General features: G+C 45.4%; 2 protein-coding genes. Both read left to right on the top strand.

What is annotated here, in order from left to right:
* Window positions 1–59: 59 nt before the first annotated feature.
* Window positions 60–9521: an SDR family NAD(P)-dependent oxidoreductase gene (locus HYD27_RS24285; RefSeq protein ID WP_219219448.1), complete on the top strand. Its 9462-nt coding sequence runs from the start codon at window positions 60–62 to the stop codon at window positions 9519–9521.
* A gap of 19 nt (window positions 9522–9540) precedes the next feature.
* The gene (locus HYD27_RS32765; RefSeq protein ID WP_219219446.1) at window positions 9541–15663 is read left to right on the top strand and encodes an SDR family NAD(P)-dependent oxidoreductase; all 6123 of its coding nucleotides are present in this window, start codon (window positions 9541–9543) and stop codon (window positions 15661–15663) included.
* Window positions 15664–15677: the final 14 nt, after the last annotated feature.

Genomic DNA, 15677 nt, shown 5'->3' with positions numbered 1-15677 from the left:
TATATGCGTATTTGGGTGTTTTACAATTATGAAACTTACTCATATAGGGAGATTATTATATGATTAAAACCGATAATGTGACCTTAAATGAAATCAAAATCTCCTTCACGGAAAAGGAGTTGTCTTTATTTGCCCGCCTTAGCGGTGATTTCAATCCCATGCATATGGATGAATTATTTGCCCGGAAGTCGCCCTTCGGCCAGCGAATTGTGTTTGGAGCATTGAGTACGATTGCTTGCTTGCAATTGATAGGGGATAAGAGATTTTTTCGGCCTAGTGAGATTGAAGCAGAGTTCCAAAATCCCGTTTTTGTAAACAAGGTTTATAGAGCGGCGGTAGAAGAGAAAAACGACAATGTTCTTGTTATAAATCTGTATGACGGGGATTCATCGTGCTTGCGATTGCTTTTGAAAGCCTCCAAGTCGATGGAAGAATCCCACTGTGTCGCCTATCCAGTGCCTGTATGCGTTTCTGAGATGATACAGCAACCCAAGGATACTGAGGATGAGGGGCTTAAAGCAGCTTACAAAAATAAATCCGCTTACAATGTTGATCCGTTATTGGCGGAACAATTTATTCAGGAGCTTGGCTTAAGCACTGAAACATTCAGCGTAGATCTTATGAACTTACTCTGCCTTTGCAGTTATGTAATCGGAATGGAATTTCCGGGAAAAAGAGCGCTGTTTTCCAAGCTTCATTTGGAATTGAGCGGTGTTACGGATAATCATTCGGATCAGATTTATTATTCGGTTACTAAGGAGCATTACGACGAGCACTACCGTATGCTCGACCTTGCTGTCGAGATTGGCGCTTCGGGGCTTCTATTGGCAAAGGGGAGCTTAAAGGCATTTGTTCATAAAAAATTAATGCCGATGAGCACAAAGCGTACCATCAAGCCCTTCAATGGACGTACGGCACTGGTAATCGGGGGAAGCAGGGGACTTGGGGCCGAGTTTGTTCGTGAGTTGGTACTTCAAGGCTATCAGGTATTCCTAAATTATTATAAAAGTGCTGAGGAGGCCAAAAATCTGCAAACCGAGCTGAACCATTTGGCAGATTCGGCCGTTCATCTTATGGAAGGTGATGCAGCTGATGCAAAATGTTGTGAACGCATATTGCATCAGATCCGTGAGCAATGGGGGAGGCTGGACCTGCTCGTTCTTAATGCCTTTCATCCTCCGCTTACTCATCTTTCTAATGAAGACTATTTAATTGAGAATATGAAATTGTCTGAGCACCCTTTCGAAGCCTGCAAATTATTGCTCTCTGAGAGCGAGGGGCAAGTTGTAGGTATTTCCTCTATTTATGTAAAGGGTGGACCGCGAGATCTCGTTCACTATATAGAAGCTAAAAAAAATATGGAAAAGCATTTGATTCAATTGGTGCAGGATTATTCTCGAATTTCCTTCTTCATAGTTCGTCCGCCGCAGCTATTGACGGATATGAACAATACACCTGCAGGATGGTTGCATGCACAGCCGCCATCTCTTATCCCTGAGGCGGTTATTCGGGCTTTAGGCGAAAGGACGACATGTACCGGAGTACAGTTTATCGAGAAATTTGATAAAACTTCCCGAAAAATTAATATCGCATCGACTTTTACTGCAGAACCGGTTCAAGAAGGTTTGATGTATTGGCTGAAGTTATGGGATTGGCCATACGAGCTTCGGCTAACTTCGTATAATCAGATGATTCAGGATCTATTTCATTTGGGCAGTACCTTGTATGTCGATGACACGGAATTGAACATTTTGTTTGTACGATTTGAAGATTGGTATCGTTACTTTACAGATGAGGATGATGAAGGAAATTATAGCGGTATTCTGACTTATAGCGAGGAAGTTCTTTTGTTTTATGAACAATATTTGAATGAGTTTGTATCTGCACTTCACTTCTATGCTCAGCATTTCCAGGGAAGAACATTGCTAATGATTTGTCCAAGCCGCGCAAATCTGCTCATTCATTCTCAATGGCGTCAGCTGTTCAACGATCTAGAAAGCCGATTACTTGAAATGGCAGGTAATTTGGATGGAATAGAGGCGATGAATACCGAATCTAGTCATGATCTGTACAACGTGTCGAGTATAGATGATGCTGTAGGTGATGCTTTAGGTCACATTCCATATACACCAGAATACTTCGCGTTTTTGAGCGCTCTAATTGCTAGGTACTTTTTTTCCAGACGAAAAAAATCATATAAGGCCATCGTTTTAGACTGCGATAATACGCTTTGGGGAGGAATTGTTGGAGAGGAAGGACATGACGGTATCGTTATAAACGAGGTTTACAGTGCATGGCAGCATAAACTGATAGAGCTTTCGCGGAAAGGATATTTGCTCTGCTTGTGCAGCAAAAACAACCCAAAGGATGTATTGGATGTATTTGCTAACAATCCGAATATGAAGCTGACAATGGACGATATTGTTGATTACCGGATAAGCTGGCAACCCAAATCAGCACAATTATACGAACTCGCGGAGGCTCTTAATATTGGAATTGATAGTATCATCTTTATAGATGACAGTGCTTTGGAAATAGCTGAGGTCCGCGAGCATTGTCCGGAAGTTCTTGCACTGCAATGGCCGACAGGTGAGCTTCAAGCGAAACAGTTTGTCGAGCATTTATGGGCGCTGGATCATCATCGACCAATAACTTCAGAAGACGCAATACGAACCAAATTATATAAAGCAAACCAGGAACGTTTGAAGATGAAACAGACTAGTGCAAGCTATGCTGAATTTATCCGTAATTTGCATGTGTCAGTAACAGTGGAACCGGTAACCGAGACACACTTATTGCGTGCTTCCCAGTTAACCATGCGGACGAATCAATTTAATACAACGGGGAGAAGAAGGACAGAAACAGAATTAATGGAGTTGCTGGAAGAAAAGGATGTGACCATTCGTAAGGCAGAAGTGGAGGATCGGTTTGGTTCTTATGGATTTGTAGGGCTGATGGTATTAAGAACCAGAGCATTGGATATTTATATTGATTCGTTCTTGCTCAGTTGCCGCGTTCTGGGGCGAGGCGTTGAAAGGACAATGTTACGGGAATTGGCGAAGGAGGCGCATTCGAAGGGATTGCCATCTATTATTATTCCTTTTTCTTCGAATGGCAGGAATGATGCCGTCCTTGCGTTTCTTGAAGGAATGAGTAAGCAGTGCAGCAGTATAGAGCGGAAAGAACTACCGGGAGGCAGCACTGAATGGATCATTCCGGTTGACTGGCTTGCCTATGCGGACCCTTACTCCGTTGTAGAATCCGTTACGGATAAGAAAAAACAAAATCAGGCTCAGCATTCGGAAAGCTTAATAGTTGATGTTAGTCAAAGGAATCTGGAGGAGATTTTGACGTTTATCTCCATTGATCTTGCGGATCAGGAAGGGATTTACAATCAAGTTCATAAACAACAGCAACCTTTCGACTACCCGGCTATTGGAGACGTGCATACTGGAGGATCTAACGTTCGTCAAATGATCGAACAGGTTTTTCAGAAGCACACCCGACTTTCGAATATTGATTTTCGCAGGCCCATCGAGGAGTTTCAATTGGAATCGATGAAGAAGATAGAGATTAGTTCAGAGCTCATCCGCCAGTTTCCGCAGCTCTCTCCAACTTTTTTATTCGAATACGGGAACCTGGATCAAGTTATACGTCATTTGGAAGCAGTTGCTGTCGGCAATAGGGTGACAGGATTTCAAGAGGTGACTGCCGCTTCGACAAGCGGTCTGGATGATATCGCGATTATTGGGGTGAATGCGAAGCTCCCGCAATCCGACAGTGTTCATCAGTTCTGGGAGAATTTGATCAAGGGGAACAGCTGTATAACGGAAATTCCCTCAAGTCGGTGGGCTATAGACGGATTTTACAGTCCAGACTCCAGCGATAGTGAAAAATCTCATTGCAAGTGGGGGGGCTTCCTAAGTGAAATTGAATCGTTTGATCATCAATTTTTCAATATTTCCGCCAAAGAAGCAGAGGCAATGGACCCTCAGCAGAGACTTTTTCTAGAGGTAGTATGGGGCTTGTTTGAAGATGCCGGTTATAAGCCGGAGAATATTGATCCTAAGACAGGCGTTTTTGTCGGTGTCATCTCCACGGATTTTGCCCAGTATTTAAACCAACAAGCTGTCAACGGCAAGACTCCCTATCGCTGGGGGGATGCCTATCAAATTGCCAATCGTATTTCTTATTTTTTTAACTTCAAAGGGCCGAGCTTATCGCTTGATACTGCTTGTTCTTCTTCAGGGACGGCGCTGCATCTGGCTTGTCAAAGTCTTATGAGTAAAGAATCCCGGACAGCCGTTGTTGGCGGTGTTAATCTGATCTTGCATCCCTCGAGATATATCCAGTATACCCAAATGGGATTGCTGACTTCTGAGGATAAATGTCGTCCTTTCTCCGCTGAAGCCAGAGGAACGATTATGGGAGAAGGCGTCGGCGCTATTTTATTGAAGCAATTGAGGGAAGCGATACAAGATGGCGACCAAATATATGGCATTATCAAGAGCAGCGCAATTAACAGTGGAGGCAAGACGAATGGATTTACTGTGCCGAATCCAAGGGCACATGCTGAATTAATTAAGGAAGCTATCAGCAAAGCCGGAATAGAGCCTGGAACAGTAAGCTATATAGAGACACACGGGACAGGAACTATCGTAGGGGATCCAATTGAAATAAATGGATTGGCAGAAGGCTATTCATGGAATGATCCTGCCCATCCTACTACTTGTGCCATCGGTTCGGTGAAAGCCAATATTGGTCATCTGGAGTCCGCCGCTGCTATAGCAGGCATTATCAAAATTATATTGCAGATGAAATATCAAAAACGGGTTCCTTCTTTGTATGCCAGTCCGTTAAATCCGCTTCTGATTGGAGAAGGCTTTACCGTCCAGCAGAGTCTGGAAACCTGGACATCCGTTGAGGGGGCTAATCCGCCGCTGCCTAGAAGAGCGGCTATCAGCTCGTTTGGGGCGGGGGGGAGCAACTTCCATGCCATACTGGAAGAGTACTCGGAAAAGCCGATTCTCCGCACTCGTACCGCCAATCGGGCTCGATCCAAGCTTATTATTTTATCAGCGAGAAAAGAAAAGACGCTGCGTCAAATGGCATTGAGGTTACGCGATCATATTCAGTTTGAACGGGCGAATCAGGGCATTACAGATACGGAAGCGTATTTAGAAAGCCTGGCGTTTACGTTGCAAGAGGGTCGTTCGAGCTTTAATCACCGTTTGGCCATCATATGTGATTCATTGGATGATCTTCTTGTTAAGCTGGAACGCTACTGCAATGCCTCTGATGTAGGGGAGAGTATCCGATATGGAGAATGTGACCATCATCTTATTGAGGAGTGGCAAGGAGAGGCGTTTGAACAAAAATACTTTAAAAGTCTCTTTGTAAAGGGAAACTTAAGCAAGCTCTCTTTCTTATGGATCAAGGGAGTCTCAATCAATTGGATTGCTCTATATGATGATGTGAAGCCAGTAAGGGTATCTTTGCCGACGTATCCTTTTGACAAGAGGATTTTTCCGCTGGAAAAATTCACTAAGCCTGCTGTAGAACAAAAATTATATACGAAAATAGAGGCTCCAGCGCTGCAAAGCGATCATTATCAGTTAACTGCAGGTACAGGGGTCGGATCATTCCCCTTCTTAATGGATCATCAGGTGAACGGAACGATTATCGTCCCCGGCGCCTTTTCATTGTCTCTGATGATGACCGCTTTGGCCAAGGAATATCAGCAGTCGAAGCTGCGACTTAGTGATATTACGTTTAGAAAAGCTTTTCTACTACAGCCGGCGGACCAATGTGTAACTCAGATTGTTTTTCATAAACAGGATAGCCTGGGTACTATCGAGATACACGCTAAAACCGGTGAAGTAGAAAACGGTGAATCTGTGTGGATTTTGCTTACAAAAGCGCAGGTAGAAGATAGCGTCGGCGATGGTCGCAGAAGTATCGATCCGCTCTTGATTCAAGCCCGCTCAGCTCATCGGATGACGCAAGAAGCATTCTATGAAAAGGGACTTTCACTTGGCTTTGCGTGGGGGTCGCAGTTTCAGTGGATACGTGAGCTCTGGCTTGGAGAAAATGAGGTACTGGCCAAGCTGGACTACCAAAGTCATGCCGAAGAATCATTCGTATTTCCTCCTTCCTTGCTGGACGCCTGCTTGCAGCCGTATATTTTTGCTTTGGAGAAGCATAGCCAGGCGATGGGGATTACAGATACGTTTATCCCTTTTAGCATAGAAGAATTGACGATGCATTTACCGATGCCGGCACAGTTTTATTCGTATATTTCCTTCCAGCAAATTGGGGAAGGGCATCACGATTATTTCGTGATAGACGTGATGCTGCTCGATCTTAAGGGAATTATTATTGGCGAAGTGAAAGGGCTTCGTCTAAAGAGGGTCCGTAGGTTGTTTTTGCAGCAGGAACAGTCCAATGGATTGCAATATTTGTATCGCCCAGATTGGGAGCTAACCCGCCCTGAACAGTGGGAAGCCGCACCGAAGGCAATGACGGAGTCAGGCAGCCTATGGCTGGAAACAAATCCTGATGGAAACCTCTCACCATCTATTTGCGCCATTCAGAAAGTGCTCGCAACAAATCATCACATCGTTAGGCATGATTCTGCAGAACTTTTGAACAACGAGAATTTAGCTCGAAAGCTGTTATCGAATGCCGAGCGTATCGTTATTTTTTGTGATGGCTCTCCCGGCAAAGATTGGGACGAGAATGCACGGACGCAGTATGAACAGATGTACGAGCAACGCATCTTGCCATTATTCCGATTGTTAAAAGTTATTGCAGCGCAACAAGATGGAGGACCTCAACGAATTACAATTGTTACTGAAAATGCTCAGAAATTACTTGTCGGTGAAATTTCCTCTCCTGTGGCTCATGCCGTAATGGGAATAGCTAAGGTGCTGAACTCAGAAAAGAGTAGCATGACAATAGCCTGCGTCGATTTTTGTGCAGAGGAATTGCTTGCAGAAGACAATGACGGTAGTCGAATAGACAGGTTATGTCAAAGCATTGCTGCTGGTCCGGTTGGAGATCACCTTGGTTATGAGGAATATGCGTTCAGGAACGATAGAATTTTCCGGAAACGACTGATTCCATTTGAGCCTTCGATATTAGAGAAGGGCAAGTCTTTATTTAAAGAGAATGCTGTTTATTTAATTGTCGGAGGCTCTGGCGGGATAGGGCTGGAGTTGTCGGAATACTTGGTGAAGAAATGGAAATCAACATTAATTTGGATAGGACGCAAACCGCAGGCGGATATCCAACAGAAAATGGATAGTTTACAGCAACTTGGAGGTAAGGTTCATTATTTGCAAGCTGATGCCAATTCAATAGATGATTTGGCCCAAGCTTTTGAAGCGTTGCGGAATAGGGTGTCTAAGATTGATGGTGTTATTCATGCGGCACTCGTCTTAAGAGATGCTACGCTTGCCCAAATGAAAGAAACGGATTTCACCGAAGTGTTCGATACAAAGGCATTAACGATGCTTAATTTGCTCAAGCATGTGGATCTGAAGACGCTCGATTTTCTTCTGAGCTTTTCTTCTGAATGCAGTTTTAGAGGTTCGCCTGCTCAAGCCAATTATGTTGCGGCTTGTCGCTATTTGGACGCTTTTCTTCTCTCTTTGGGAGAACGGGAGCAAGTGCCAGTCCGAGTGATGAACTGGGGATATTGGGGGGAGAGCGGGATAGTTGCTTCAGAGAAATATCGGAAGTTGTTGGAACGGCAGGGGTTACTGCCTTTTAGCAACACCGAGGGAATCTCTATTATGGAGTCGATTGTCTCAATGCCGTATACACAGATTATAGCCGTCAAGACAAATAAAATTTATGAGAGCAAGGCTGGTATTGCGACAAATCGGAGTAGTCAGCCTGTACCGGATGATCGTGCTTTGTTCATGCGAACATTGGCTGAGGAGATAACCTCCAGTACGATAGTTAGTGATGAGAGATCCATGGCAGAATATTATGAACAGCTCGAAGAAGTCCTTCAGACGGTACCTTGGTATACAGAGCAAATTTTGCAGCAGTTGACGACAACTCGATTTGAGGATTTGAAGCCGCATTTCCAGCGTTATATAGAGGCACTCCGCTCTTTGCCAAGTCCTGATGATGTTGGACATATCAGTTTGAAAAAGGATGAGAATTATACTGGCCCAGCAGATGCGTGGAGACGGATGTTGGATATCGCATTAGAGCATGGCCCAGACATCGTTAGGGAGAAAACCTTGGCTGGAGATGTTATTTTCCCGAACGGTTCCAATGAAATAGTAGAGGGAATCTATAAGCATAACCCGCTGTCGGAATATTTTAATCAGCTTATGGCGGAATTGATCTTGCGACTTGTACAACGAACGGTTGAGCAACGGAGGAACTCGGAACCAATCCGAATATTAGAGTTTGGTGGAGGAACCGGGAGTACGACGAAACATGTGCTGAGGCGGCTGCGTAAAGTCAGTCATCAAGTGGAATATATGTTTACCGATGTTTCCCCGCATTTTCTATTTAAGGCGCAGCAGCAGTTCGGAGAGTATGGTTTTGTTCACTATCACTTATTTAATTTAAATGAAGATACGGAACACTTGCGTGAAAAATTTGGTCCGTTTGACATCATTTTAGGAACGAACGCAATCCATATTAGCAGAGATTTAAGCGCAACGTTATTGAATCTGAGAAAGGCTCTGACGCCATACGGACATCTGCTCATCAATGAGCTTACTTACAATCACGGAGCTCTCCCCGTTACTTTCGGTTTGTTGACGGGATGGTGGGATTACAAGGATGCTGAGCTTCGATTGAAGAATTCCCCGCTGCTATCACTAGTACAGTGGCAGAGATTACTGGAGACGCATGGATTCCGATATACGACGGCGTTTGACTATGTAAAGCCGCTTCAGCACAGAACGCAACTGCAGCATGTATTCGTATGCGAGAATAATGGTGATGTTTATAGGCGGACACAAGAGGAAGCGCGTTATGAAGCCAGAAGCGCCAAATTGGTTGTGCATAAAAAAGATGAATTCAGTCCTCATGCTGCATCGTCTCATTTAGCTGTTCAACAAAAGGATTCACAACCTGCAGAGGCGAAGCCAATGATCCGCTTGTCCCCTGCTCCAGGAAGTCAGCAATTGCAAGAGACGCTTATTTCCTTGTTGAGACAGCTCTTGCTCATTCCGGAGGATGAGCAAGTTCGAAGCGGGACAGGCTTTCAGGATCTTGGAGTAGATTCCTTGCTCGCGGTTCAATTTCGGGATTTATTGTCGACTGAGATCGGTCTAAAGCTCCCATCTACTATTATTTATGATTATCCAACCATTCAACTGCTGTCGGATTATATCATGGGTAGACAGCAAATTGCTGTGGGAGCTGCATTTGCGGAACAGTCAGTGAAATCTGTAGCCTACATCGAGACAGAGAGTTTGACGGAGAAAGTGAACGCGATGTCCGAAGAAGAAGCCGAGCGTGAATTGTTGAAGGAACTTCAAAACTTATAAGGTAAAGAGTGATGCCATTGTGGAAACGAAAGATATAGTCAAGCAAGCGCTCATCGAAATTAAGCGTCTTAAGAACGAGAAGACTGCTCCGATCGCAATTATAGGCATGGCTTGCCGATTCCCGAACGGGATCAATACACCCGAGCAGTATTGGGAGGCGTTGATTAATAAACAGGATTGTATCGGACCTATTCCTCAGGATCGGTGGAATGTGGAGGATTTCTACAGTTCTAACCATGCAGATCCAGGAAAAATGTATATCAAAGAGGGAGGCTTTGTACATCAGATTGATCGATTCGATGCGGATCTGTTCAAGCTACCCGAGAGAGAAATTAAATATATGGACCCTCAGCAACGGATATTGCTCGAAGTTGCATGGGAATGTCTGGAAAGATCAGGGATTGATCCTCTTCAATTAAGAGGAACGAAGACAGGAGTTTACTTGGGGATCTGCACATCCGACTACGCGTTGCACAGCATATACTCACGGCAGCCGGAACAAATTGATATTTATTCGTTCACCGGAAGCGCACATAGTATTGCTAGCGGCAGGCTGTCTTACATGCTGGGGCTTGAGGGTCCTAGCATGTCTATCGACACAGCTTGCTCATCGTCGTTAGTAGCTCTACACGAAGCTTGCGCAAGCTTACGCAGCGGCCAATCCGAAATGGCGATCGTAGGCGGTGTCAACTTAATGATTTCACCTGAGCACACCGTCCAGTTCTGCAAAGTTAACGCTTTGTCGACGGCCTCCCGGTGCAAGACGTTTGATGCCGACGCTGACGGATATGTACGATCAGAAGGTTGCGGAGTTGTATTACTAAAACGGCTTGATCAGGCAGTTAAGGATAAAGATGCTATTCTTTCAGTTATTCGAGGAACTGCTATAAATAATGACGGAACGAGCAGCAGTTTGACAGCGCCAAATGGCGTTGCCCAGCAGCGTTTGTTGAAGGAAGCGTTAAAGAATGCCAATCTCCATCCACATGAGATTGGATATGTCGAGGCTCATGGGACAGGGACTCCTTTAGGCGATCCGATTGAAGTTAATGCTCTTGGACATGTATATGGAGCAGATCGAAGTGAGCCATTATGGATTGGTTCTGCAAAGACAAATATTGGGCATCTCGAAGCTGCTGCAGGTATTGCGGGATTGATTAAGAGCGTGCTGGCGATTCAACATAGTCAAATACCGCCGAATCTGCATTACAACCGCCCTAACCCGGAAATTATGTGGAATGAATTTAATATCAGAGTGCCTGAACAGGCAGAAAACTGGCCAGAGGGAAAAAAGCGTGCAGCGGTCAGCGCATTCGGATTTAGTGGAACCAATGCTCATGTCATTATCGAGGAGCCTCCGGTTACAGCAGCTGCAGATTGGGAAAACTCCATTCCTTTATTGACATTGTCTGCACAAAGTAAAACAGCGTTGATCGAAAAAATCAAAAGGATGGCCCAATTTATTAACGGACAAAAAGAATCAGCAATGTACGATATTTGTTATACCGCTGCTGTATGCAGACCTCATCTAGCTTACCGGAAAGCTTATGTTTTGCGAAACCGGACAGAGTTGCTTGAACTTCTGGATTGGAGCATTAAGGATGTGGGCGAGACGCCTGCCATTGTGCCTAAGATTGGTTTCTCCCTGCCTGATTCCTTGAATTGGAACGAGCAGGTCGTGCGGCAGATGTTCAAAGGCAACTTAGTGTTTGAGAACGCAATTACGGACTGTCTAGGGGAGCTTCAACTGGGGTCTATGGAAGAGCTTTCGATAAAGACGCAACAGCCGCTGCGTCATTTTATTTTTCAATATGCAGTTGTCGCCGCATTGCTTCAGGCTGGAATTCGTCCAGAGTGGATGACGGCAGATCGAAGAGGCTGGCTGGCAGTATTTGCTGTAAGTCAGGTTCTTACTATAAGGGAATGCTTGATCTGGTTAATGGAGACGTCAGCGAAAGAGTTACCGCTGGAACTCTTGGCGAATCGGATTGCCTCTTCCCCAATTTCTTTTGTTACGGCAGAGGGTAAGGTGCTTGACGAACTGGCTATTAGAGAGGGTTCCTATTGGAGAGCGGTTCAACCGCCCGCAATCGAGCGTACGGACGCTGTTATTTTGCAGTTTGATCCTATCGGTTCGAGGTCCGGTAGTCAAACCTTTATCTGGGATGTGATGGACTCGGCAGCCTTGCCTAGGTCGTTAGCCTTTTTCTATGAAAAAGGGGTGACTCTTCAATGGCATTCGGTATTTCATGAGATTCATACGCCGTTGCTCTTACCGACTACCCCTTTTATTGGTAAGCGTTATTGGGTCGAGAAACCAATCGCAGTTCCGAGAACCGCTGCACCTAAGTCTTTCTTTCAGCATAAGCTTCCTATTCATGGGAAGAAGTCGATGTGTTATGTTTTCCGGATCGAAGCAAAGAGGCATCGTTTTGTCGCAGACCACGGATTTTTGGGACAAAGGGTATTATCAGCTACTTCTTTTCTCGATATGATGACGGCTGTAGGAGAAGATTTGTACGGATCATATCGCTTTGATCTATGCCATCTAAGCTATGAACAGCCTTTGATTTGGACTGGCGAGGATGTAGATCTGCACATCTATTTGGAAAGCACCGATGATCGAAGCGGTAAGCTTAGCGTGCTGAGCTTTCACAGCAACGATCATTCAGAAACATCATGGGTGCAGCATGTAACCGCATCAGTTGTACTAAGAACGGCGGTAGAATTAGAGGGGCGTTCCCTGCCGGAGCAGAGCTGCAACGAACTGTTGTCTGTTGCCCGGGAGTTGTTCTACAAACGATTGAATGAGTATGGCTATTACTTCGCAACCCTTCATCAAGGTATGGAAGTGCTTCATGTCAGTCAGACGCGGGCAATAGCAAAAGTGAAATTGCCGCAACTTTTGGAGAAGGAAGCCGCCGACCATTCGTTTCATCCCGCTTTATTGGATGCTTGCACACAGGTCTTTCTTGCTTTTCTTCCTGAACCTGGGGAAGATGGGGACAACATTAATATTACGATGGGGACTGAGAAATATATTCTCTACCGCCAGCCTGATGTTGAGCTGGAAGTTGTCGCCGAAATCGCGGAGCAAAGCGCACAAGGTTTTACTGGGAATATGTTTATTTATAACAGAAATCAGGAGCTCGTGGCGGAAATTAAGGGTTACATGACTAAGAGAGTCAATAAGAAGACTCTTCAATCGTCCTTAAATAAGCGCGATCAGTCATTCTATGAGGAAATATGGGTACCTAAAGCGCATGAAAAGGGCTGTTTCTCGCAAGAAGAAGGAATGTATCTTCTTTGGGCGGATGATTCTCTGTTTACTTCATATGTGGCTGAACAATTCAGCTCGAAAGGATGTTCTACGCTACTTGTATGCCGAGGGAACCAATTCCGTAAGCTTGCAGACCAGAAGTATGAGATAGATCCATTCGAGTCACAGCATTATTCGCGTTTGGTACAAGAACTTCGAGAGCAACAAGGTTTAAAAATCAGTGGGAGTCTTTATATGTGGGGTCTGGATCAGCCATTCTCGCCGATTAGCCGTATGGTTTGGGAAGAGATTAAGACTGTCGGCACAACGCTGCTTCATATTTCTCAACAAATGTATGGCAGAGGAAGCGAACTTGGGAGTTTTACATTCCTTACTCAGAACGCTAATCGTATACAAAGCGGGGATTACTGGGTGAATCCCGTGTCCGCAGCTGCTGTAGGATTCTTAAAGGTTATGCGTTTGGAGTATCCGCAGATTCGATGTGCTGGGATTGATTTACAGAATTTATCACGATCCTCAAGCCTTCAAGTTGTTACTGAAATCGTAGATAGGACGGATGATACGTTAATTGCTTACCGGGACACGCAGCGATATGTGCCTCGCCTGAAAGAGCGGGGTTCAACTGTAGAAGAAAGCCCGGATGAATCCATGTTCCGTGAACCGTTCGCTCTGCAATCAAAAGGAAAAGGCTCGATTGAAGAGCTGTATTACGGACAGGCAGAAAGGGTCATTCCTGGCGATGAAGACATTGAGCTTGAAGTGATGGTAGCAGGGTTTAATTTCCATGATATTATTCACGCTCTTAATCTGATGGAGAGGCATACGGAGCGCTTCGGTCTGGATTGTGTCGGTAGAATAATTCGAAAAGGGAAGCATGTTACGGACTTATCTGTTGGAGATCTGGTGGTTGCGTTCGCACCGGGATGCTTCGGCAAGTTCGTTGTCGTACCTCGAGATTATGTTGCGGTTAAGCCGCACAGCTTGAACATAAATGAAGCGGCGACGGTCCCTTCAGCATACTTGACGGGCTACAGTATAATGGAACGACTTGCGGCTTCGGTAAATGTGAAATCGGTCCTTATCCATGCAGCCACGGGAGGGTTAGGAATCGCGCTTGTGCAATTGGCTCATCGTATGGGAATTACGGTGTATGCTACTGCCAGCAGCAACAAGCACTTTTTACTCCGTCAGCTTGGAGTCCGCCATATATTCGATTCGAGAAGTACGGATTATGCAGAGCAATTAATGATTGCAACCGATGGCAAGGGCGTCGATGCGGCGATTAATTCCTTTACAGGCGAACATGTGGCGAAAACCTTCTCGGTTGTGCGAAGCGGCGGATCTTTTGTTGAAGTGGGAGAAAGGGAGCGGCTGACGGATGAACAAGCGGCCGAATACCGAAATGACGTTACGTATATTCCTTTCTCGTTGTTTGATTCGATTCATCGTAAACCTGGCCTAGTCATGGAAACTCTGACAATGTTGAATACATGGTTCGATGAGGGTGTGATTCGCCCACTTCCTTATCAAGTATACGATAAAGCAGATATTAAAGAGGCCTTTCGTTATATCCAGAAAGGGAAGCATGTCGGAAAGGTATTGGTTCGGTTCTCCGAGCCGCAGTCCGGGGAAGATATGTCTAAAACGGTTGTTATCGCAGGCGGGTCCGGAGGCATCGGATGGGAAATCGTACGAAATTGGCCGGAAGCATCCAAGGATACGCTGGTATTACTTGGACGAAGCAAGGAGCCGGAGGCGCTTCGTGCGAAGCTCGAGCAACTGCGTACACAAGGAAGACATGTTATGTATTATTCGGTTGATATCGGCGATAGCGAGGCGCTTGGAATTGTGTTAGCGGAAGTCAACGCACAATTGCCTCCGCTGCGGGGAATTATTCATACAGCCGGAATCCTTAGCGATCGTTTGATTCACAACGAAGAATGGGACAACATGCAGACGATCCTTCACCCCAAAATCCAAGGGGCATGGAATCTTCATTGCGCTACGCTGGATAAAGAGCTGGAATTCTTCATCCTGTTTTCCTCTGTTACGGCTGTAATGGGATCGATTGGTGTAGCAGGATATGCAACAGGAAATGCTTTTATGTCAGGATTAACCGCATATCGGAAGCAGCTTGGACTGCCAAGTCTTTGCCTCAATTGGGGGCCTTGGCAGGAAGTGGGAATGCTTACTCGTCTCAATCCGGTCGCTCAGGAAATTTGGACGAAGAACGGTTTCAAAACGTTGTCTAGCAAAGAGGGATTGCAATCATTCGAGGCAGTGAGGAAACAAAACGGCGAGGTATCGATTATGCCTGTTGATTGGGAAAAGTGGCTTAAGCAATATCCGAAAGGACGTATTCCCGACACGTTATTAAGTGTAGAGAAGCTCGGAGGCCGCAATCTGCTACGTACACCTGAGGCAGGAACGGAGCTTGCTCCGTTAAATGGGGGTATTGCGGCATGCTCGTCAAACACGTCGCAAGCCGCGTACGAACAACTTGCCTCATTGTTAAAAAGAGTGCTGCAACGTCCAGTAACTGCTGAGGAGTTCAAAAATTTTTCGTTCCAGGAAATGGGACTGGATTCGTTAATGTCTGTGGAATTCAGAAATTTACTAAATGAGTGTTATGGATCTGCATTCCCAATCTCGCTACTCTACAGCTATCCGGATCTGCGATCGCTCCATCGCTATATATGCGATGAAGTATTACAACTGGCGGCAGAAAAGGAGACGAGAGAGCTGCAAGCGGAAATCCCATCCCAGGCTCTGGCGCATTCGGAGGACAAGAACCTGTCTCTGGATTTTTTGCGAGAGAGGCTAGACCTAAAACTTAAGCTGTACGATAGCACAATATCGTAAATTAAAGGGGTCAA

The sequence above is a fragment of the Paenibacillus sp. S150 genome, from assembly GCF_019352175.1.
Lineage (GTDB): Bacteria > Bacillota > Bacilli > Paenibacillales > Paenibacillaceae > Paenibacillus_AQ.
Note: the sequence above shows the minus strand (reverse complement) of the source record. Positions and strands in the feature narration are given on the sequence as shown.

Excerpts from the sequence above, each read along its gene's own strand:
- HYD27_RS24285 (WP_219219448.1), top strand. The coding sequence starts at position 60 with ATGATTAAAACCGATAATGTGACCTTAAATGAAATCAAAATCTCCTTC.